The organism is Flavobacterium niveum, from assembly GCF_055231775.1.
This window is the reverse complement of sequence record NZ_JBUYSX010000001.1, coordinates 17,493-39,336: the sequence shown is the minus strand read 5'-3', so window position 1 is coordinate 39,336 and position 21,844 is coordinate 17,493. Positions and strand designations below refer to the sequence as shown.

General features: G+C 46.9%; 20 protein-coding genes and 2 tRNA genes. 7 read left to right on the top strand and 15 right to left on the bottom strand.

Annotated features, from left to right (window positions below):
• Nucleotides 1-3: 3 nt before the first annotated feature.
• Nucleotides 4-921 (top strand): LysR family transcriptional regulator, encoded by a 918-nt coding sequence (locus ACZIX4_RS00195; RefSeq protein WP_463333599.1) that lies wholly within the window; start codon nucleotides 4-6, stop codon nucleotides 919-921.
• A 345-nt stretch (nucleotides 922-1,266) separates the two neighbouring features.
• On the opposite strand, the gene ACZIX4_RS00190 is transcribed toward ACZIX4_RS00195, so the two are convergent.
• The 3 genes from ACZIX4_RS00190 to ACZIX4_RS00180 all read right to left on the bottom strand — a co-directional run bounded on the left by ACZIX4_RS00190 (nucleotide 1,267) and on the right by ACZIX4_RS00180 (nucleotide 4,451).
• Nucleotides 1,267-3,195, bottom strand: coding sequence for a glycoside hydrolase family 97 protein (locus ACZIX4_RS00190; RefSeq protein WP_463333598.1), 1,929 nt, complete (start codon nucleotides 3,193-3,195; stop codon nucleotides 1,267-1,269).
• A 165-nt stretch (nucleotides 3,196-3,360) separates the two neighbouring features.
• Nucleotides 3,361-3,882, bottom strand: a complete 522-nt coding sequence (locus tag ACZIX4_RS00185) for a hypothetical protein (protein WP_463333597.1) — start codon at nucleotides 3,880-3,882, stop codon at nucleotides 3,361-3,363.
• Between the two features lie 104 nt (nucleotides 3,883-3,986).
• A complete protein-coding gene (locus ACZIX4_RS00180) occupies nucleotides 3,987-4,451 on the bottom strand; it encodes a hypothetical protein (RefSeq protein WP_463333596.1) in 465 nt (154 codons plus the stop codon).
• 403 nt (nucleotides 4,452-4,854) lie between these two features.
• On the opposite strand from ACZIX4_RS00180, the gene ACZIX4_RS00175 reads away from it, so the two are divergent.
• Complete coding sequence (locus ACZIX4_RS00175) at nucleotides 4,855-6,219, top strand: GH1 family beta-glucosidase (protein WP_463333595.1); 1,365 nt, start codon at nucleotides 4,855-4,857, stop codon at nucleotides 6,217-6,219.
• Nucleotides 6,220-6,223: 4 nt separating this feature from the next.
• Nucleotides 6,224-7,231 carry a glycosyltransferase family protein gene (locus ACZIX4_RS00170; RefSeq protein WP_463333594.1) on the top strand — a complete coding sequence of 336 codons (1,008 nt, stop codon included), beginning with the start codon at nucleotides 6,224-6,226 and terminating at the stop codon, nucleotides 7,229-7,231.
• A 203-nt stretch (nucleotides 7,232-7,434) separates the two neighbouring features.
• Here the strand turns inward: ACZIX4_RS00170 and ACZIX4_RS00165 are convergent, their stop codons facing one another.
• From ACZIX4_RS00165 to ACZIX4_RS00155, 3 genes are all read right to left on the bottom strand, one after another.
• The gene (locus ACZIX4_RS00165; protein ID WP_463333593.1) at nucleotides 7,435-8,901 is read right to left on the bottom strand and encodes an AAA family ATPase; all 1,467 of its coding nucleotides are present in this window, start codon (nucleotides 8,899-8,901) and stop codon (nucleotides 7,435-7,437) included.
• A gap of 189 nt (nucleotides 8,902-9,090) precedes the next feature.
• Entirely contained in the window at nucleotides 9,091-9,648 is a 558-nt protein-coding gene (locus ACZIX4_RS00160) for a hypothetical protein (RefSeq protein ID WP_463333592.1), read from the bottom strand.
• A gap of 98 nt (nucleotides 9,649-9,746) precedes the next feature.
• Nucleotides 9,747-10,868: a vWA domain-containing protein gene (locus tag ACZIX4_RS00155; protein WP_463333591.1), complete on the bottom strand. Its 1,122-nt coding sequence runs from the start codon at nucleotides 10,866-10,868 to the stop codon at nucleotides 9,747-9,749.
• A gap of 170 nt (nucleotides 10,869-11,038) precedes the next feature.
• Here ACZIX4_RS00155 and ACZIX4_RS00150 point away from each other — a divergent pair, with 170 nt between their 5' ends.
• The 4 genes from ACZIX4_RS00150 (at nucleotide 11,039) to ACZIX4_RS00135 (ending at nucleotide 14,238) form a co-directional block, all read left to right on the top strand.
• Entirely contained in the window at nucleotides 11,039-12,055 is a 1,017-nt protein-coding gene (locus tag ACZIX4_RS00150) for a nucleoside hydrolase (protein WP_463333590.1), read from the top strand.
• Between the two features lie 223 nt (nucleotides 12,056-12,278).
• Nucleotides 12,279-12,752 carry a hypothetical protein gene (locus tag ACZIX4_RS00145; protein ID WP_463333589.1) on the top strand — a complete coding sequence of 158 codons (474 nt, stop codon included), beginning with the start codon at nucleotides 12,279-12,281 and terminating at the stop codon, nucleotides 12,750-12,752.
• Nucleotides 12,721-13,692, top strand: coding sequence for an alpha/beta hydrolase (locus ACZIX4_RS00140; protein ID WP_463333588.1), 972 nt, complete (start codon nucleotides 12,721-12,723; stop codon nucleotides 13,690-13,692). The genes ACZIX4_RS00145 and ACZIX4_RS00140 overlap by 32 nt, the downstream gene beginning before the upstream one ends.
• Nucleotides 13,693-13,722: 30 nt before the next feature.
• On the top strand, nucleotides 13,723-14,238 hold the full coding sequence (locus ACZIX4_RS00135) for a GNAT family N-acetyltransferase (protein WP_463333587.1): 516 nt from the start codon (nucleotides 13,723-13,725) through the stop codon (nucleotides 14,236-14,238).
• A gap of 159 nt (nucleotides 14,239-14,397) precedes the next feature.
• Here the strand turns inward: ACZIX4_RS00135 and galA are convergent, their stop codons facing one another.
• The 9 genes from galA to proS form a co-directional block, all read right to left on the bottom strand.
• Entirely contained in the window at nucleotides 14,398-17,217 is a 2,820-nt protein-coding gene (gene galA, locus ACZIX4_RS00130; protein WP_463333586.1) for a beta-galactosidase GalA, read from the bottom strand.
• 99 nt (nucleotides 17,218-17,316) lie between these two features.
• Nucleotides 17,317-18,378, bottom strand: a complete 1,062-nt coding sequence (locus tag ACZIX4_RS00125) for a hypothetical protein (RefSeq protein WP_463333585.1) — start codon at nucleotides 18,376-18,378, stop codon at nucleotides 17,317-17,319.
• Between the two features lie 129 nt (nucleotides 18,379-18,507).
• Entirely contained in the window at nucleotides 18,508-18,915 is a 408-nt protein-coding gene (locus tag ACZIX4_RS00120) for a hypothetical protein (protein ID WP_463333584.1), read from the bottom strand.
• Nucleotides 18,916-19,157: 242 nt separating this feature from the next.
• Nucleotides 19,158-19,415, bottom strand: a complete 258-nt coding sequence (locus tag ACZIX4_RS00115) for a hypothetical protein (RefSeq protein ID WP_463333583.1) — start codon at nucleotides 19,413-19,415, stop codon at nucleotides 19,158-19,160.
• Nucleotides 19,416-19,443: 28 nt separating this feature from the next.
• A complete protein-coding gene (locus tag ACZIX4_RS00110; RefSeq protein ID WP_463333582.1) occupies nucleotides 19,444-19,707 on the bottom strand; it encodes a hypothetical protein in 264 nt (87 codons plus the stop codon).
• 93 nt (nucleotides 19,708-19,800) lie between these two features.
• Nucleotides 19,801-20,055: a 30S ribosomal protein S20 gene (gene rpsT / locus ACZIX4_RS00105; RefSeq protein WP_411418166.1), complete on the bottom strand. Its 255-nt coding sequence runs from the start codon at nucleotides 20,053-20,055 to the stop codon at nucleotides 19,801-19,803.
• 38 nt (nucleotides 20,056-20,093) lie between these two features.
• Nucleotides 20,094-20,165, bottom strand: a tRNA-Glu gene (locus ACZIX4_RS00100).
• Nucleotides 20,166-20,202: 37 nt separating this feature from the next.
• Nucleotides 20,203-20,274: transfer RNA gene (locus ACZIX4_RS00095), tRNA-Glu, on the bottom strand.
• Between the two features lie 89 nt (nucleotides 20,275-20,363).
• Nucleotides 20,364-21,839 carry a proline--tRNA ligase gene (proS, locus tag ACZIX4_RS00090; RefSeq protein WP_463333581.1) on the bottom strand — a complete coding sequence of 492 codons (1,476 nt, stop codon included), beginning with the start codon at nucleotides 21,837-21,839 and terminating at the stop codon, nucleotides 20,364-20,366.
• Nucleotides 21,840-21,844: the final 5 nt, after the last annotated feature.

Below are 21,844 nucleotides of genomic sequence, written 5' to 3'. Positions count from 1 at the left end.
ATTATGGTAAACCTGGAATGGTACCGCACCTTTAAGGCCATATACACCACCGGCACGCTTACGGGCGCCGCCGAGGCATTGTTTATTTCGCAGCCCGGTGTAAGTGTGCACCTTGGTGCGCTGGAAAGTTATGTGGGTTATAAACTCTTTGAGCGTACAGGCCGTAAAATGATTCCTACCGAACGTGCCAAAGCCCTCTATAATGCCATATACGAACCGCTGGTTAAGCTGGAGGAAGCCGAAAAAACCTTCCAGAAAAGTACCGAGAAGCACAAGCCGACGATTACCGTGGGCATGTGTTTCGAGATGTTCCAGGCCACGCTGGAAAAGTACCTAAGCAAACTGCCGTTCAATGTGATTGCCTGCTTTGGGCAATACCCCGAAATGCTGGACAACCTTGATAAGGGTATAATCGACCTGATTGTAACCCCACAGAAAGGCGAGGCACAGGGTGTGGTACACGAGGCATTTTCACATGAAACCATAGTACTGGTAGGCGGTAGCCAGGTAAATACTACCGAGCTGCACGAACTGCTTTACCGTGGCGATAACGATAAGGCCGCTGCCGAACGTTGGCTTAAAAACCACAAATGGTACGGTACCACAAGCGATATGGAACACTTGTTCCGTTTTTGGGAACTGAACTTTGGGCATAGGCCCGACTTTAGGCCGAACTTTATAGTACCCAACCTCAACTCTATAGTACGCTGCCTTTCGGGTGATACGGGGCTGGCCGTAATGCCTGATTTCCTGTGCCACGAGGAAATAGATGAGGGTAAGATACAATTGGTCTGGGGCGGCGAAAAAAAACTGCAAAACACCCTGTATTTCGGGTGCCGCAAGAACACGCTGTACCATGACGAAATCGCACAGCTGAAAGATATTTTAAGGAATGTAATGCCGGTGGTGGAATTGGTGTAAGCCTCTCCCCGGCCCTCACCAAAGGAGAGGGAGTAGCTTAACTCAACCGATAAACATCAATCGTGCGGATTTTCAATTATTGAACCCCAGAGGGGTGACATGTTTATAGCAATATAGCACACAAGAGTGAGCAGAGCTCCAGCGGAGCGGCATATGTTTACGATTATATGCCGTTCCTCCGGAACTCCCGAATAGTTACCTAATTATTCCCTATAGATATACCGCTCCTCCGGAGCTCAGCTTCGTAAATATGTATTACTGAATAATGGCTGCTTATTAAAAACCAAAAACTCCCGAAGGAACCTAATCCTTCGGGAGTTTCATATATAACTCAAACTTACCCTATTATTTAATAAACTGGATGATAAACCCGCCTTTCGGGGCTATGGTGTACGCCCAGCCGTCAGCTACCGAATAGGTTTTGGTTTCAAAATCCATAAGCGGGTCTTGCCCCTCTTTAATAATCCTGAATTTGGTATAACCTTTTCCGTATTTGGCAAGGTCCAACGTTACCGGCATTGCGGTATTGGTACCGTTTATGCCCACTATATAAGACAACTGCCCTTTTTGGCGGTGCAGCACCAGTGCCGTACCCGGGTCGGCTATAATGCTTTCGGTTTTATCCCAGGTGGCAGGCATGTCTTTAAACAATTGCTTCACTTCAGCCGGAAGGCCGTCAAACATCTCTTTAGAATCGGCAAAATGGATAATGCCCGATGTATACGTCATGGCTGTGGCCAGCTCGTGCACACCCGTATTAAGGCGCGGGAATTTACGCATGGTCAGTGCAAACGGTGTATAGTCTGCAGGGCCTGCCACGTTACGTGTAAACGGAAGTACCGTGTTTTGCTGTGCCGCCAGCTCCGGGAAGCGCGGCTCATAGAAATAGCTTTCGGTACCCAGTATACCTTCGGCAGTCATGTAGTTTGGCCATGTCCTGTGCCAGCCGCGCGGCATGGTAGTACCGTGCAGGTTTACCAGCAGGTGCTCGTTGGCAGCATCTTCAAAAACGCCCTGTAGTGCCGCCATAACCTCCTGCCTGTCTGAACACCAAAAGTCGATTTTCACGCCTTTTATACCCATGGCAGCCAGTTCCTTAAACCTTTTTTTCCTCCTTACCGGATCGAAATATTCTGACGAATAGCCCCAAACCAACGGCTTAATACCTTTTGATGTGGCGTAATCAATGATTTTCCCTTCCTGGTTGGCTTTTTCCCAACCTGCATCAAACAGTGTGTATTCAAAACCAAACGAAGCGCCAAGGTCGGTAAACTGGTTGTAGGTACCAAAATCATGGTCATCGGGGTGCGACCACCACGACCACGACGCCTTGCCCGCCGTTATCCAAGACGTGTCGGCAATTTTAGATGCGGGGGCCAAATCAGTAATCAGTGTAGAAAGCAGTATATCACCGGCCTGGTCGCCTATAACAATTACCCTCCACGGCATAGCCCACGGAAGCTTCGATTCCGGGTATACGGGCTTATCGGCCAGTGGTAGCGTATATTTTTCATCCCTTTCGGCAAAGCCTATTTTATAAACGCCACCGTCTGAATTGGCCTGTAAATGGCAGCCAGGGTAAAACCCGTCGTTACCCGATTCGGCAATAAGCACCCAGTTTTGCTTGTTGTTTACATTAAAAAGTGCCGGCATGCACCACCCTACCGATTGGTTCCGGGCACCGGTAATAGCATCGCTGGGGGCTACGTTTACATAAAAGTCTTCGTAGCCGGGAGTGTAGTCGCCTGCCTTGTTATACGGCTGCAGCCAGCCTTTGGCACTTTTCTCTATAGCAAAACCGGTAACTTCCTCCTTTACCACACGGGTTTTCCCATCGGCATCGGCAAAACGGTAACGGAAAGCCACACCCTCATGGGCAGCCACAAGGTCTACAATCATCTGTGCACCGTTAGCGTTCTTAAAAGTAATGCTCCTGCGTTCCAGGATATGGTCGGTAGTTTTATTATTGGCCACCTTTAGTTCGTACTGCTCCCTGGTTTCCTCAACATCTGAAGCTACGGCTACTGTAAGCCCTTTCGAAAAATCCTGCCCGTCGCACACCAGCCCCATAGGTGCATTGGCTATTATGGTAGCTTTACCGCGGGTTACGGTGTAAGACAGTTTCCCTTCGGCATCCAGCGACAGCGCAATAGTATTGGAATCGTCATCAGACGTTACCTGCAACGCCGTGTTTTGCACTTTGCACCCGGTACATAAAAAGAGCACCCCGAGCGTAAGCAGGCCAAGGGAGTAATACGTAGGTTTATTTTTCATTTATTAATATGTTTGAAAGTGATTTTTATTCTATACTATTCTACACCAGTGCGAATGTACAAAATTTTTATCCTTTTGCACTATCATCATATTAAATTAGTTATTTTTTTGAAAATGTAATTTACAGAAGGTATTTTAACGATACGGTAAAGAGGTAAACTACTACTAAAAATTATACCCTACAGAGAGGCCAACGGTAAACTCAGGTTTCCAGTGCAGCTGGCTGGCGAACTGCACCATAGGGGCAGCCCTGAAAATAAGCCCGCCGTTTTCCCAATAGCGGTAGCCCAGCCTTAGGAAGGCTACGTTTTCCAGCCGGTTAAAATGTACTGCCGGATTTCGGGTAGTATCGGTAACTTCCTTGCCGATACAGGGCGTGATGCCGATACTGGCCTCTATATTATTTGTACGCCCGTACATGGCGATAAGCTCCACCGGGAAGTTATAGCTGGATATGGAATCGGAAACCCTGTCGCCAAAGCCTATTCCTGCCCTGCCCACTAAACGTACTGTGGCAAGGTCAGGCTTTTTAACGGACGAATACAATACCTGTTCATAATTGACACTAATAACCCCGTAACTATTCCCGAAAAGCTCCGCGATAACAGCGTTTTTATACTCATGTGGCGTGTCTTGCGCATTGGCAAAAACAACATTAAATAAGAGGAAAAGTATATACTTTTTCATGGTTGGTTGTTGTCAGGCTTATTGGTTTAACTAGCCCAATATAAACAATACCCTTCGGTTTTCACCGAAACTTATACCGTGCTTATACTATAATGCAGTACATGTTACAGCGGGCAGTACTGCACTGCAAAAGTACCGTTAATGTAGTGCTCAGTATCATCAAAGCCTACCGCACGTATTTTACCCTTAACCGTAGTTTCAGTTATTTCAGTGATTTCCACCTTTTCTTCGGAAGCACCTTCAAAACTGCCATCGTCGTTACGGAACTGTATCGAAACCTGGGTACTGTCATAATTGCCTACCCCGGCCGGTAGCGCTATCCACAACGGTGTACCTGAAGATTCAAAACATGCTACATTTGCAGTGTCCAAGTAAATGTAATAACTGGGCACGCCACTCAGGGTAATGGGCCTGGCATAGCCTCCGCCAACGGTAAAGCTTTCGCCATACACTACACCCGACACAGGGCTGTTAGAATAATCGGTGTTGTCTGTTGAAGCGGAATCTTCGCTACTGCACGATGCAAATACTAATGCGCCTGTAAAAAGGCTGAAAAAGAGTTTTTTCATGTTGATTGTTGGTATGGTTAAACAATGTTACTAATATATAACTATTTGGCAAACTTTAACATAGCGCATTACTATGATGGCGCGGATTTGCAATCCGTGCCTTATTTTGGCTCCAACTACAGGCAAGCACGGATTGCACCCGAGGGCTTGCCCGAACTGACGAAGTAAATCCGCGCTATTGAGTCACAACGTGCAGTTTGTCAGAATGGCCCCACCCAACACAAAGTAACATTTTGTTAATCCGCACTTTAACTTAAAATAACACCTCCGGGGTTATATTTGGGAAAACTGTTTTAGTTATGAAACTTTTCCGATTCAATATTATCACTTTCCTCAGGGAGCGCCTGTTCCTTAGGACGATGCAGTCGTTTTTCATTCACTAAAAACAAGGATTTTTAACTGGATGAGCAAAAGACATATTGAACCCGAATTGCACAAGGGGCAATTTGGCAATGATTTTATGTGGGGTGTGGCTACAGCTGCGTTCCAGATTGAGGGTGCCCACGATGCAGATGACAAAGGGCTTTCCATCTGGGATGTTTTCACCTCTAAAAACGGACGTATAAAGGGCAACCACCACGCCCGTACCGCCTGTGATTTTTATAACTCCTACCACATAGATGTAGCCCTGATGAAGCAGATGGGGATACCTAACTTCAGGTTCTCGCTCAGCTGGCCCCGCATTATACCTTCGGGTACGGGCGAGGTTTCGCAAAGCGGGATCGACTACTACAACCGCCTTATAGACCACCTGCTGGAAAACGGCATAGCACCCTGGGTTACACTCTACCACTGGGACATGCCCCATGCGCTGGACGTACGCGGCGGGTGGACCAACCGCGAGAGTATCGACTGGTTTAAGGACTATGTGGAAGTATGCACCAAACACTTTGGCGACCGCGTAAAGAACTGGATGGTAATGAACGAACCCTCGGTATTTACCGGGGCGGGTTACTTCCTGGGCATACACGCACCGGGCCGCAGGGGGCTGGCAAGTTATCTCAAGGCCGTACACCACGTTACCCTGAGCACTGCCGAAGGGGCGCGTATAGTACGTGCCAATGTACCCGATGCGCATTTGGGCACTACATTTTCCTGTACGCAGATAGAACCGTATTCTGAACGGGAGAAGGATGTGGCTGCTGCCAAAAGGGTACACACCCTGCTGAACCGCGCTTTTGTAGAACCGATACTTGGCCTGGGCTACCCTGATGCGGCCGACCTGCCGGTTATACGTAAGATGGAGCCGTACATACAGCCCGGCGATATTGAAAAAATGGCATTCGATTTTGATTTTACCGGTATACAATGCTATACCCGCGAAATAGTAAAATCCTCTATATTTACTCCTTACGTAGGCGCTGCATTGGTAAAGGCAGAAAAACGCAAGGTGCTTACCACCGAAATGGGTTGGGAAGTGCACCCGCCGTCCATTTACCACATGATTAAGCATTTTGATGCCTATCCGCAGATAAAGAACATCATGGTAACCGAAAACGGTGCGGCTTTCCCGGACACGGTGCTGGAAGGTAGGGTATTCGACCTGCGCCGTAAGGAGTACCTGCAAAGCCACCTGCGACAACTCCTTAAAGCTAAAGAGGAAGGTGCCCGCGTAAACGGCTATTTTGTATGGAGCCTTACCGATAACTTTGAGTGGGCAGAGGGTTACCATGCACGTTTTGGCCTGATTTATGTAGATTTTGAAACGCAGCAGCGCATTGTTAAACACAGCGGCGAATGGTTTGCCGAATTTTTACAGCACGGATAGCATTATGGAAACACCTAAAAAACTAAGGATATTGTACGCCGTGCAGGGTACGGGCAACGGCCACCTGAGCCGCGCCATGGATGTAATTCCCTGCCTGCAAAAACACGGCGAGGTAGATATACTGGTAAGTGGCATACAGGCCGACCTGGAGCTGCCGTTTAAGGTGAAATACAAGTTTAACGGGCTGAGTTTTATCTTTGGCAAAAAAGGCGGTGTAGACCTGGTAAAGACATTGCTGAAGGCCAACCTGCCCAAGCTGATAAAGAACATACGCCGTGCACCCGTTGAGGAATACGACCTGGTAATTAACGACTTTGAGCCGGTTACGGCATGGGCGTGTTACTTCCGCCATAAAACATGCATATCGCTGAGCCACCAGTGTGCGGTGCTGGATACGCATTTCCCGCTGCCGGAAGAAGACGACCGTAAAGGCCGCCTGATACTGAAAAACTATGCCCCTGCCGACCACCACTACGGGTTCCACTTTTACCCGGTGGGCGATACTATTTTTACCCCTGTTATCCGCGGGCATGTACGCAAGCGAGAGGTTACCAATAAAGGGCACTACACGGTGTACCTGCCGTCTTATGACGACAAGACCCTGCTGAAACGGCTTTCGGCATTCCCTAATATAAAGTGGGATGTGTACAGCAAGCACTGTAAAAAGAAAAAAGTTGACGGTAACATTACCATACAGCCCATAGATAACGAAGGTTTTACAGCCAGCATGGCCGCCAGCTCGGGAGTATTGTGCGGCGCAGGCTTTGAAACCCCTGCCGAAACCTTATTCCTTGGTAAAAAGCTGCTGGTTATCCCAATGAAAAACCAGTACGAACAGCAGCTTAATGCCGCCGCCCTGAAAAAAATGGGCATACCGGTTATTAAAAGCCTTAGCCCAAAATATACGGATGTAATAAGCGACTGGCTGGTAAACGGCACCGTAATACCGGTACACTACCCCGACCAGACACAGGAAATTGTAGACCAGGTGATAGAGAAGTACGCGAGGTAATACAGGATTAAATTCAATCCTTTAACGCCACTTTCTCCACGTGCCGTCATTGCGAGGAACGAGGCAATCTCTTAAAGAATAGCTCCCTATGAGATTGCTTCGTCGTGCCTCCTCGCACACGAGGCTAAAAGCCGAACTGACGAAGTAATGACGGAAGTAATGACGGTGCGTGAAAAACGTTGTGGTTAAATAATAACAGACAACTACAACTTACTGATATAACTGCCAAACGGATCCTTAAACTGGTAGCCGTCGCTAAAGCGGTCTTTGTTCAGTTTTTTGTATTCGGCAAGGCCCCAAAGTATAAATTCCTTCAGGAACAATTGGTCTTCCTTGGCCGTATCGGGCTGGTATTTTTGTACCAGTTGCTTCAGCGGGATAATTTTGTCCAGTTCCTTTTGGTACGTCCTGTCGGTAGCGTCGTCGGTAATTTCCAGGCCGCCGCTTTCGTTAAAGAACCAGTCCACCACGTCCTGGTAAAATGCTTTTTCTTTATTCTTTTCCAGCTTTTCTATTTTCGGGAAGTACTCGCTAAACAGGGTTTTCACGGCACTGCTTATCAGTATCTCTGCCACAGCCGAGGCTCCCTCCTGCTCACCTTCATACACCAGTTCCACCTTACCGGTAATCGCCGGGATAATCCCCATAAAATCGCTAAGGCGTACAGTGGTTTTATCGTCGCCTGAGCGCAATGCACGGCGTTCGGCGGTGCTCAGCAGGTTCTCAAAAGCCGTGATGCTCATACGGGCACTCACCCCGCTTTTGTAATCTACAAACTCACTTTCGCGGGCTTCAAAACCTATCTGTTCAAGCAGGTCTTTAGCCAATGACGGTACATACACCATATCGCTCTGGCGGCCGTCCAGCCTCGCCTCATGTTCAGTAATGGTGCGCGCAATTTTAATATCCTCAGGGTAATGCGTAAGGATTTGTGACCCTATCCTGTCCTTCAGCGGCGTTACTATACTGCCACGGTTGGTATAATCTTCAGGATTTGCCGTGAAGATGAATTGCAAATCCAGCGGCAGGCGCACCTTAAACCCACGGATTTGTATATCGCCTTCTTGTAAGATGTTGAACAGCGACACCTGTATGCGCGCCTGTAGGTCGGGCAACTCGTTAATCACGAAAATACAACGATTGGCACGCGGAATCATACCGTAATGGATTACGCGGTCGTCTGCATACGACAACTTCAGGTTGGCCGCCTTTATCGGGTCGATGTCGCCTATCAGGTCAGCCACGGTAACATCAGGTGTCGCCAGTTTTTCGAAGAAGCGTTCGCTGCGGTGCAACCAGCTGATTGGGGTATCGTCGCCTTTGGCGGCAAGTACCTCAACGGCATAACGCGAAATCGGGTTAAACGGGTCGTCGTTAATTTCACTGCCTTCCACATACGGAATGTACTCGTCCAGCAAATTCACCATAAGGCGTGCCAGGCGTGTTTTGGCCTGTCCGCGAAGCCCCAGCAGGTTAATGTTATGCCTGCTTAGTATAGCCTGCTCCAATTGCGGGATTACGGTATGCTCGTAGCCGTATACCCCTTCAAAAACGGTTTGTTTCTTTGCTATTTTACTACGCAGGTTTTTACGCAGTTCGTCTTTTATACTGATGGGTTGGTAACCCGAGGCTTTTAGTTCGCCAAATGTTTTTATATCTGTTACAGTCATAAAGTTTTTAAAGTCTAAAGTTTATAAAGTCCGGGGTCTGATATCAGAGATCCGAAGTTGTTGGATTTCCTCGTAAATCTCAATCTACACTGTATTTAATTTATCAATCGGGATTTCTCCGTTCCGCTGCGCTTCAGTCGAAATGGAAGAAAACCCACGTCTATCATCTATTATCTTTCATCTAAAAGTCTAAATTATATTCCCATTAAAATCAAATGTGTACCGGTTGTTTTCCCAATCCACAGCTTGAATACAGTCTTCCTGTATTTCAAAATCGTTAGTACCATCTATCGTAGTCCATATATCCATACCCCCCTGATGCCAAAGTATTACCCCCTGTGAACTTACTCGGCTTATTTCAAGTTCCCCATGGACAATGCAGTCATCTTTATAAGGATAAATACCAAAACACGAAAATGCATCTGCTTTTACTGACCAGAACAATTCTAAATCAGGAAATGAAAACTTATACAACCACGATGCGCAAGAAATCCATAATGTACCGTTGTTTACAAATACAGTATTTTTATGTATTCCGGCAACTCCTCCATCAGCCGATACAAGGCAGTTACCTACATAGCTACTCTTGTATATCAGCCTGATGCCTACTTTTAAAGAAGGTCGATACCCTTCTTCCGTACTGTCATATACATTTTCATACAAACTTTCAGCATCAACCGATTCAGTTTCGTCATATAGTTCAACAGCGTAATTTCCGTAAGCAAATGTATAAGCCGGTTTTTTCATATTTTAAAATGTATCAAGATAAAGGCCATACACTGTCTATCATCTATTATCTTTCATCTAAAAGTCTAAAATTCCAAAAATCTAACAATCCAATAAATCTACTTCACCCTCTTCTTCCTGTTCGCTTCATAATCCTCAAAAATCATTTCACCCAGGCCTTTCAGCCCGGTGTAGAACGCCTTGCCCTGGTTGGCTTCGGTAAACTCCCGCACAAAACGTTGCAGGTAGCTGTCCTGCGCTATCATAAACGTGGTGATGGGAATGTGCAGCTTGCGCGCCTGCGATGCCATGGTGTAACATTTCTCCACAATGTAATCGTCCAGCCCGTAGCTGTTCATGTAATAGGTGCCGTCGCTTTCGCGGATGCAGCTCGGCTTACCGTCGGTAATCATAAAAATCTGCTTGTTGGTATTACGCTTACGCCGGAGTAAATCCATAGCCAGTTGCAGCCCCGCCACGGTATTGGTATGGTACGGGCCCACCTGCAGGTACGGCAAATCCTTAATCGCGATAGGCCAGGCATCGTTGCCAAACACCAGTATGTCCAGCGTATCCTTTGGGTAACGTGTAGTAATAAGTTCGGCTAAGGCCATAGCTACCTTTTTAGCAGGCGTAATACGGTCTTCACCGTAAAGGATCATACTGTGGCTGATGTCTATCATCAGCACCGTGCTCATCTGTGCCTTGTGGTGGCTGTCCTCTACGACCAAATCATCTTCCGTCAGCCGGAACGCATCCACGCCGTTGTTTACCTGTGCATTCTTAAGGCTTTCGGTAAGCGAAATCTTTTCCAGCGCATCGCCAAAACGGTATTCGCGGAACTCGCCTGTATGTTCATCGCCTGCCCCGCTGTATTTGGTACGGTGGTTGCCCGAGCCGTTACGCTTCAGGTTCCCGAAAATCTGCTTCAGTGCCTGCTGGCGGATGTTCTGTTCCAGCTTAGAGCTTAAGGTAACGCCATCGCCACTGCCGTCCGGGCGTATTTCCTCGCGGATGTAGCCTTTCTTCTTCAGGTCTTCAATAAAATCGTCAATGGTATATTCGGGTGTGGTAAGTTCGTATTCCTTATCCAGTTGGCGCAACCAGTCAATGGCCTCATCAAAATCACCCGAAGTGTGGGTAATCAGCTCCGTAAAAATCTCCAGCAGCTTATCAAAAACCGACTGTTCCGGGGCCTGGTAGGTACTAAACTTAAATCCCTTTCTTCTTCCTGTTTCCATACCCATAAAATTACTACATAAATAAACGCGCACGGCACGCAGGCCATGAGATTTTCGTTAAAGTTTTCGGACATTTAAATGATTCCCCAACCTAATACCAAAAACAGGGAACCACAGGATAAGTATAACACGGACGGTTGTTACATTTACAATGATAAAACAACACCATCATGTTTAAAAACGCCTTTGCTATACTACTAATATCACTGTTTTGTACAGCCAACGCACAACAAAACAAGCCACTCATAAAAAACGACGTAACCGAAACCCGCATCAGGGTTATTGTAGATAACGACTTTGGCGGCGACCCGGACGGGCTGTTCCAACTGGCGCACCAACTCTTGTCGCCCTCTGCCGAGGTAAGGGCGATTATCGGTTCTGCACTCTACAGCGACGGCTTTTACAAAACACCAGGTACCGCAGCCTATGCCTCCGAACAAGCCAGGCTTTTGCTTAACGCAATGGGGCTGGCCAATGCCGTACCTGTTTATAAAGGAGCCGAAGCAAAACTTGCCGACCTTAAAACTCCAAGCCCATCGGAAGGTGCCGAAGCCATAGTGCGCGAAGCCATGCGTATCGATACCAAACAGCCGTTGTATGTAGTGTGCGGCGCCAGCCTTACTACCATAGCCAGTGCTTACCTTATGGAACCGAAGATTGCCGAAAAGATAAAACTGGTTTGGATAGGCGGCCCGGAATACCCCGGCGTTGCGCTGCCACCACCCAACTACCAGCCTATTGAATACAACCTGGGTATCGACATAAAGGCCGGTCAGGTAGTTTTTAATACATCAAACATACCGGTGTGGCAGGTGCCGCGCGATGCCTACAGGCAGGCACTGGTATCGTACACCGAACTGCAATACAAAGTAGCAGACAAGGGCAAAACAGGGAAGTTTCTGATGGAAAAACTGGATGATTTACTGAAGCGTGCCAACAAAACCCTGGGCGAAGCGTATGTACTTGGCGACAGCCCGCTGGTACTGCTTACCGCATTGCAATCGGGTTGGGAAGCCGATCCTGCCTCAAGCCGCTATACCGTGGTGCAGGCACCTAAAATTACCGACCAGGGCCAATACCTTACCAACCACAACGGGCGTAACATAAGGGTATACACCCACATAGACGTGCGCCTGATGATGGAGGATTTTTACGCGAAGATTGCGCTTTTTGCGAAAGGTAAATAATGTTGGTAAATGTCTCGCAAAGCCGCTAAGTCTACACCAAAAACTATTGCAGGTTTGGGCAAAACTTAGTGGCTTACGGTTGTTTTGTATAAAGCATCAATTTAGGGTTTCAGCTTGGCGGCTCTGTGACTTTGCGTAAAAAAATATCCAGCTATTTGTCTTCGATAATTGATATTACAATCTTTAAAAATGTAAATTTGATATAATCAACTATCACCTTATTATGACACGCAAACAATTTTTAGCCCAGCTTTGGAAATGGTTCGTCCTACCGCTCACCCTTATTGGTTCCGGAATTTTTATTGCTTACGCATTCACTGAAATCTTCAACGGGATTAAAATAGCTGACGTACCGGAAACAATATATGATTTAGGAATTGGCTTCTTATTTCCTTTTTTTGGGATTATAATAGGTATTGCCCTTATAGCAGCACTTCTAAGAATTATTGCCAACAAAATTAATCTTGTACTTCCGGCCAATGTAAAACATAATGTTAGGATTGCCGGAAGTGTTATACTGTGGCTACTACCATTTATTACCGGCGCACTGATATACAAGGCATGGTCTTCAGGAAACAGGACTTTGGCATTGATATGGACAATAAGCATTGTAGTTACAAAAGTCAAAGAATATCAAAACAGTCGTAAAGAACAAGCCAAAGCCCATGTACACACCCCTACAACTCCCGAAACGTAAAAACCCGCTAAAACCCTTAGCCCGGATATTGCTGGTTGTTTTTATACTGATGAATATTATAGCGGCATTCCAGGCGTGGTCGTTTACCCATTTTGACGACACTGTGAGCCAACGCATAAATACCGATAGCCTTAACGCCGCGCAAAAAGCCGAAATGCTGTTGTTTGGCGCCTCACTGCCCCGCCCGGTTAATACTGCGATACCATCGCAGCCGTACGAAACCGTAACGCTGCAAAGCAATGTGCAGCTCAGCGCCTGGTACATAAAAACATCTAACCCAAAACCGAAAGGCACGGTACTGCTGTTCCACGGGTACCAGGGCACAAAATCTACCCTGATTAACGTATCAGACGAGTTCCTGGCTATGGGCTACAATACGTTGCTTACTGATTTTATGGGTTCGGGTGGCAGCGAGGGCGACCATACTACCATAGGCTTTGCCGAGGCCGAAAATGTAAAAAACTGTTACGATTACATTGCCGCAAAAGGCGAAAAGAACATTTACCTGTACGGCAGCAGTATGGGCGCGGTTTCCATTATGAAAGCGCTGAACGATTATAAGCTCACCCCGAAGGCTATTGTAATCGGCGCGCCGTTTGGCTCCATGTACAAAACCGTGTCGGCCCGTTTTGAGATTATGGGCATACCAAAGTTCCCCATGGCGGGATTGCTGGTGTTTTGGGGTGGGCTGGAAAATGGTTACTGGGCCTTTAGCCACAGCCCTGAGGAGTATGCCAAAAACATCACCTGCCCTACCCTGCTGCTTTGGGGCGAACAGGACAACCGCGTGAGTTACGAAGAAATAGAAACCATATACAAAAACCTGAAAGGCCCTAAGGAACTGGAAACCTTTATCCACTCTGGCCACGAGCAGTACGTAAACTCAGAGCGCGATGCCTGGGTGGCGGCCGTACAGCCTTTCCTTATGCTGCATCCGTAAAAACAATACCTTTACCTGAAAAACAACACCATGGCTTTCCGTTTAGAAACCCCGCGCCTTATCATCCGCCTGTTCCGTGAGGAAGACATACCGCTATTTGTGACCGTACACCAAAAGCCGGAGGTTAACGCCTACCTGCCCAAACGCAGCCCCGACGAACACACCCGGCTGCTGCACGAAACCATAAGCCGTGGCGATACCCCGCTGAACCGCTGGGTGATCGAAGAAAAAAGTACGGGCAACTTTATGGGCAGCTGCCTGCTTCGGGAATTTGACAACGGCATCCCCGAGGTGGTAGAGATAGGCTACAGTTTTGATTCGCCCTACTGGGGCAAAGGCTATGCCGCCGAAATGGCTTTGGCACTAAAGGGATATGCCTTTACCCTGCCGCAGGTAAAAAAGCTAGTAGCCGTAACCGAAGCCGAGAATATTGGATCCAAGGCGGTATTGCTTAAGATTGGGCTTTTAGCCAAAGGCACTGTAATCCGCTACCCCGAAACGCTGGAGCTGGATTATTTTGAGTATGAGAAAAACATCCGTCTATAAATAAAGGAAATCAAAGGAATAATAGCCCGCTTCGACAGGCTCAGCGTGACTATTATTCCTTTGATTTCATGTAAAATTTAGTCCAATATACAGTCTGGCTGAGCCTGTCGAAGCCGACTGTGTATTGGACTAAATTAAATCACTCCGCTACCGGGTTAATTACTTCTCCGTTTGTAGCGTTAATTTGGCTTCTTTAACCCCAGCAGATTTTGCGGTTAGTTCCACCGGTTTGCCGCTGCCATCGGGCTGTACTATGATTTGTGCATAACCGTTAAACAGCCTGCGCTTGTACGGTGCGGCCGGGGTTACCACCTGCACCATTCCCGGGTCGGCATTAATCACATCCCAGTCCTTAACCTTATGTACCGGCGTGGCAACAATATTTATGGTATTTACGCCCTGTTTCAGTACTTTGGCATCCAAAACAAACTTCTGCGCATCCTCTGCCGAAGCATTAACTTTAGTGCCGTTTACAAACACCACAGCGGCTACCCCTATCTTTTTATAGAAGAACGTTACGTTTACACCATCCACTTTCTCCAATGTAAATGACGCCCTGTAAGCATAGGCCGGGGCAAGGTTTTTATAGTCGCGGTTTTTGAAACCCTCTTTCCAGGCTGCTTCATCATACTGTGGCAATGTCGTAGGCAACACAGCCGAAGCCAGTACCTGCTCCTGCAATCCCGTTACAGGAACGAGTTGTATATCGTCGGTAAACTTATCGTTTTCAAGAGAGGTTGGGTCGCCATTGCCTACCCCTAAAATAACCCCGTTTTTAATCCCGAAGTTAATTTCGTTGCCGGCTACCGGTACGTGCAGGCCTTTTTTGTCTAACACTTCCACGGTTACTACGGCCACATCCGTCACTCCTTTAAGCGAGGCTTTATGCGGGGTAAGCTTTATTGCAGCAGGTTCGCCTGTTGTTTTTTGTACATCGCTCAGTACCTTTTTACCGTTTTTGTAGCCCACGGCTTCCAGCGTACCCGGCTGGTACGTAACCTTCCATTCCAGGTGGCCGTATTGTTCGGGTTTCTTTTTGCCAAGGCTTTTTTTGTTGAGGAACAGTTCCACCTCATCGCAGTTGGTATGCACCCAAACGTCTATTTCTTTACCCTCTTTACCCGGCCAGTTCCAGTGTGGTAAAAGGTGTACTACAGGCTCTGCGCCCCACCATGCTTTCAGGTAGTACACATTGTCTTTCGGGAAACCGCACACATCCATCATCCCGAAATACGAGGTAACCGACGGCCAACCATACGGCGTAGGCTCACCACGGTAATCAAACCCCGTCCAGATGAACATCCCGGCAAGGTACGGGCGTGTGGCGTAGAACTTCCATCCCTCCTCTATGCTGTAAAACGTAGGGCGCGGCTTACGGTCGTACGCGTTTTGGTAATGTTTGGCATCATCGGTAACGTATACGCCACGGGTAGCAAAGGTGGAACCCTCCTCGGTACCCATGCCCGGCTGGTTTTTAAACTGGTTGCGGTGCGCATCAATATCACCGTTGCCCAGATAATTGTACCCCATAATCTCTACCACAGACGAAATCCCACTCCTGAAACCGCTGCTGATGCCCACGGTTACCGGGCGTGTAGGGTCTATACTGTGGGCGTAATCCTGCATTACCTGCGTAATGCGTTCGCCGGTGATGTTGCCCTCTATGGCCCATTCCTCGTTCCCCACCGACCAGCAGAACACGCTCGGGTGGTTACGGTCGCGCTCTATCAGGCGTTTAAGGTTGCCCAAATGATACCCGTTTATGCCCATAAGGCGGGTTTCGTCTATGACCAGCATACCAAGCTTATCACAGGCTTCGAGCAACTCAGGCGTTGGCGGATGGTGCGAACAACGGTAAGCATTGCTGCCCATGGCCTTCAGTTGTTGTATGCGCCAATATTGCAATTCATCAGGAATGGCAGTACCCACCCCGGCATGGTCCTGGTGGTTGTTAGTACCTTTTAGTTTTATAGGTTTGCCATTAAGGAACAGGCCTTTTTCGGCATCAAATTTTATATCACGGATGCCAAAAACCGTTTCGTAACGGTCGATGGCTTTACCCTCCTGCACCACTTCGGTAACCAGCCTGTACAGGTTAGGATGCTCTATGTCCCAAAGTTCAGCGCCTTTTACAGCAATGCGCGATGTTGCCTCAGCCGTTTTGTAGAAACCCGGTGCGGTAATATTTTCATTGGCTGTAGCCACAACCTTCCCAGCAGGGCTGTATAGGGTATGGCGTAGTATAGCCTGCCCTTTGTAATCGCTTTGGTTCAGCAATGTAGCCAAAACAGTAACCTCAGCATCGGCGCCTTTAATTTGGGTCGTAACATACGTACCGTTTGTGGCAATGTTCAGCGAATTAGCCTTTTGCAGGTATACGTGGCGGTAAATTCCCGCGCCCTCGTACCACCAGCCTTCTTCCATAGAGGCATCTACGCGTACGGCTATGGTATTTTGTTCGCCGTATTTTACATACGAAGTAACGTCGTATTCAAAGCCGTTGTAACCGCTTTCTTCCGTACCAAGGAAATGCCCGTTAAACCACACTTTGCAATTACGGAACACCCCATCAAACTTCAGTGTGATGATGCGCCCCAAATCCCCTTTGGAAATGTTGACCTGCTTGCGGTACCAGCCCACACTACGCTCCGGGAAGCCTTTACCCGCCGCATGGAAACCGTGGCTAAAGCTGGCTTTTTCGCTAAAGGGCTGCTCCACCGCCCAGTCGTGCGGCAGGTTTAATTGTCGCCAGGCACGGTCATCAAACACGGTTGCAGCAGGCCCGTCGGCGCTGCCGGTTTTGGCAAGGTAAGAGAAATAGGCTTCGGCATGGCCAAAGTCTTTTGCGGTGTCATAAGGATGCCCGTAGGCAAAACGCCAGCCGGCATCGATATTTGTAGTTTCGCGGGAGGTGTTTTGGGCAAAGCCAAAAGCAGTGGCAATAAGCAGCAGGCAACAAAGGATGCTGTGAGTTTTCATAATTGGGTTTTGGTTAATGCTATATAACCCGCTAAGGTACGCCTTTACCCAAAAACCCATTGATACTATTTTGTAAAGAATCGATAAAATAGTATCAGCCTATTCGGCTTTGCGGTAGTTTTTCATTACAAAATCCAGCCCTGTTTCGGCTATATCACCCATGGTCTGGCAATTGCGGAATTTAGAATTATAGGTAAGCTTTTGCAGTGCCGAACGCAGTTCCACCACATGCTCTTTCGGGGCAATGTTATCCTTCTTCATAATCGCTACCAAATCAAGGTAACGCTCGTGGCTGTTCAGCAGGCGCTTGGCAATTACCGAACGCACCTCTTTACGGTACTGCTCTATGGAGTTGGGTTTCAGCTTGTCCATAACCAGCTTTACCATCCGGAAGTTTTCCTTAAAGTACTGCGGCAGGTAAATCTTCAGGTTGCCCTCGTAGCACTGCTGGTCAAAATCTATGGCGCGGATGCGGTACACCACATGGTCATAATCGTGCGTGGGTATCACCACGTAGTTATACGAACGCATATCGCCCAGCAGGCCTACCATACAACGCTCGTTAAACTTTACAAATTCCTTGGCCAACTGCGATTTTTCCAGTTCGGTACAGTTGTCCAGGTGCTGTTTTATAAACACATCGCCGGGAATACCCAGTATGTGCTCCTCTATCAGCGTGTCTTTATACACCAGGTAGTTAACGCGGTTTGGCGATATCAGGTCTTCCATTTCCAACCCGTAAACACGCGAAGCATCGGCTTTTTTTATGTAGAAGTTGGTATAGTTATCGTTCAGGATATTCCGCACCCGTATGCGGAAGGGCCTTGAATTACCAAAGGTGCAAAACTCTATGGAGTCGACCGTAAGGTACGGCAGGGTATCTTCATCGCCATCTGAATGCAGCAGGGTGTAAATCTTGTTCAGGCTGGCTTCTATTTCCCTTTGTTCAGACTCGGCATAAAACACGCTGAGCCACAGCGTATCGTTACCGTCTTTATCAAAAACGGAAATACCGCCCGAAAAACGCAGCAGGTCGTCATACAACAGTGGCGACTTAGTAGTGCGGTTGTACTTTTCCAAATAGCCCATAAGCTCGGGTATAATAGGGTACGCCGGCTTGCGGAATGCTATTTTTACGTCTTTTTTAGGCTCCTTTATCATGCTGAGGTTTTACGTACTATAAAGATAGGGCAAACGGCTTTCTTTTGTAAGCATGAAATAAAAAAATACGACAGGTATTAAAAACAAAAAAGCCCTCATGTTGAGGGCTTTTTGTATCATACGGCATCGTTATATTGCTACTACGGCAGCTATACGTTGCTCGGCGTCCTTCAGTCTTTGTTCCTGTTCCTCCAGGTTTTTTTCCACCTTGGTAAGGAACAGCGGGTTGTTGCTCTTTTTTACCCTCGAAAGGTATTTGTCTGAAAGGTTAGAAATGTGGTTGCTTTTCATCTGCCTGTAAAAATCGGCAAAGGTAAGCTCACCATCAATACGGTCTTTGCCCGCATTGCCTTCCAGCAGGTAACCGCTCATTGCGGTTTGCAGATCTATCGACTGCCTGCGCAGCCTGCTGTAACGGCTTAGTATATCCTCCTTCTTCTGGCGGAATACAAATTTTACAGCAACAGTAGCCAAAACATACATAAGCGCGGCGGCAATAACGGCCACCAAAGCGGTTAAATCATTTACAGGTAACATACAGCAGGAAATATTAGTTCTGCTAATCTACTTATAAACAATATATGACTATTTTTTTTTCGACAAAGCGCAGGGAAATAAGTTAAACTGCACGTAGTGAGTAAAAAACTGACTAAACCACGTTAAAAAAATAACCAAATAACAACTAACAGCAACAAAGAAATAGGGAAAAACCTATTTGTAGAGAAATTGCAAGCTATGATTTGAATGGGTAATTAACATTAACAGGGACGTACAATGAATTAACCCCAATGAGTAGCCTTGATAAACTCAACGATTATCTCATTTTTATCATAAATTAAGAACTCAACAGTGTCATTTAATTCTGAATACTCTTTAATAAATACCTTAGCAGCATCTAAACTACTAAAACACCAATAAGCATTACTATCAGAATTATCGCTATAGATTTCGCCTTCATGATTTAAAACATGACCTGTTGCACCATCAGCCACAATAACAGCAAAACCTCCATCTTCCAAAGCCGGAAACTTTTTCATAATTTAGTTCTAATCTATCCGTATTTTTTTAGTATTTAATAGTGTTATCATCCAGCAGCCTTCTTAATCTGAATACCTCCTCAATAAGTTCAGGTACGACGGTACGTGAAATAGCAATAAAGTCCTCGTCTTCTTCTCGAAGATTATCAACTTCTATATCATAATCACGATTGTCTTCAGTACCCCTCATAATAAAGCTACTGCCACTGGTATGATCCCTGCCTTCTCTATAAGATGTCCATGGGCCTTTAGTGGCTTTATTAGTTATTTCCAATATTTGTTGGATGTTCATATCCTTAGTTGGTTAGTGTTCATCTATCAAATATAAAACAAAAAAAGCCTCCCGTAACCGGGAGGCTTCCTGTATGTTTGCTTACGCTAAGTCTTAGTTAAGGGCAGCTACGTGCCTTGTAAGTTTAGACTTAAGGTTAGACGCTTTGTTAGCGTGTATGATGTTTTTCTTGGCAAGTTTATCAATCATAGAGATAACACCTGCAAGTTTCTCAGAAGCTTCAGATTTCACAGTAGCCAGACGTATAGCTTTTATAGCGTTACGTGTAGTTTTGTGTTGGTACCTGTTAAGCACCCTCTTCTTTTCATTGCTTCTTATCCTTTTTAAAGCTGACTTATGATTTGCCATTTCTTATTCTTTCTTAAAAATCCTTAATATTTTAATTGTAGTCCGTACGGGAATCGAACCCGTGTTACCAGAATGAAAATCTGGCGTCCTAACCCCTAGACGAACGGACCATTATTTCAACTACAACAGGTAAACCTGCTTTGTTTGTAGCCCGTGGGGGAATCGAACCCCCCTTACTAGAATGAAAATCTAGCGTCCTAACCGATAGACGAACGGGCCATTGAATTTGTTTGTTCTCTAATGCGGATGCAAAAGTACAACTTATTTTCACTTCTGCAAGAGGGGAACAAAAAAAATTCAAAAAAATTCTAATATGCTTTGGCAAAAAGCACCCTTCCGATGCTCGGCGCACCCGTAAGTACGCACACACCAGCCTCTTCCACCCTATCCAGCGGAATGCAGCGGATTGTAGCTTTTGTAAGCTCTTTTATTTTTTCTTCGGTTTCAGAAGTACCGTCCCAGTGTGCCGATACAAATCCGGTCTTGTTATCCAGTACATCTTTAAACTCATCCCATGAGTTTACTTCGGTAATATGGCTGTCCCTAAAAGCGAATGCCTTATCGAAAAGGTTCTTCTGTATCTTCTCAAGCGTTTCTTCAATATAGGTTACTATATCAGCGTTTATTACCGTTTCTTTGGTAAGTGTATCACGCCTTGCCACCTCAAAGGTACCGTTTGCCAGGTCGTTCGGGCCTATAGCCACACGAAGCGGCACACCTTTCAGTTCGTACTCAGCAAACTTAAAGCCCGGTTTGTGGGTATCCCTGTCGTCATACTTAACTGATATTCCCAGCTTACGCAGGCGCGCCATAAGCTGCTTCGCCTCTACACTAATTGCTTCAAGCTGCTCATCTCCTTTATATATAGGCACAATAACCACCTGTATCGGCGCCAGGTTTGGCGGCAGCACAAGGCCGTTATCATCACTATGCGTCATTATAAGCGCACCCATAAGGCGTGTACTTACACCCCATGAGGTAGCCCATACGTGTTCCTGCTTACCTTCCTTGCTGGTAAACTTCACATCAAATGCCTTGGCAAAGTTTTGCCCAAGGAAGTGCGACGTACCTGCCTGAAGCGCTTTACCATCCTGCATAAGTGCTTCTATACAATAGGTTTCTATTGCACCGGCAAAACGCTCATTAGGGGTTTTTACACCCTTAACAACCGGCACCGCCATAAAGTTCTCGGCAAAATCGGCATACACGTTCATCATTTGTTCTGCTTCGATTATGGCTTCTGCCTGGGTAGCGTGGGCGGTATGCCCTTCCTGCCACAGGAACTCAGACGTACGCAGGAACATACGCGTACGCATTTCCCAGCGCACCACGTTTGCCCACTGGTTTATAAGCAGCGGCAGGTCGCGGTAGCTTTGTATCCACCCGCGGTAGGTGTCCCATATAATGGTTTCAGACGTAGGCCTTACAATCAGTTCTTCGGTAAGTTTTGCATCGGGGTCTACCTCTATGGTTTTCCCGTCTTCGCCGGTTTTCAGCCTGTAGTGGGTTACCACGGCACATTCTTTGGCAAAACCGTCTACGTGGCTGGCCTCTTTACTAAAGTAAGACTTGGGGATAAACAGCGGGAAGTAGGCATTCTGGTGTCCGGTTTCCTTGAACATCCTATCAAGTTCCGCCTGCATTTTCTCCCAAATCGCGTATCCGTATGGTTTAATAACCATACACCCCCTAACCCCTGAATCTTCAGCCAGGTCAGCTTTCACAACCAGTTCGTTATACCATTTGGAATAATCGTCTGATCGCTTTGTTAAATTCTTACTCATCTCTT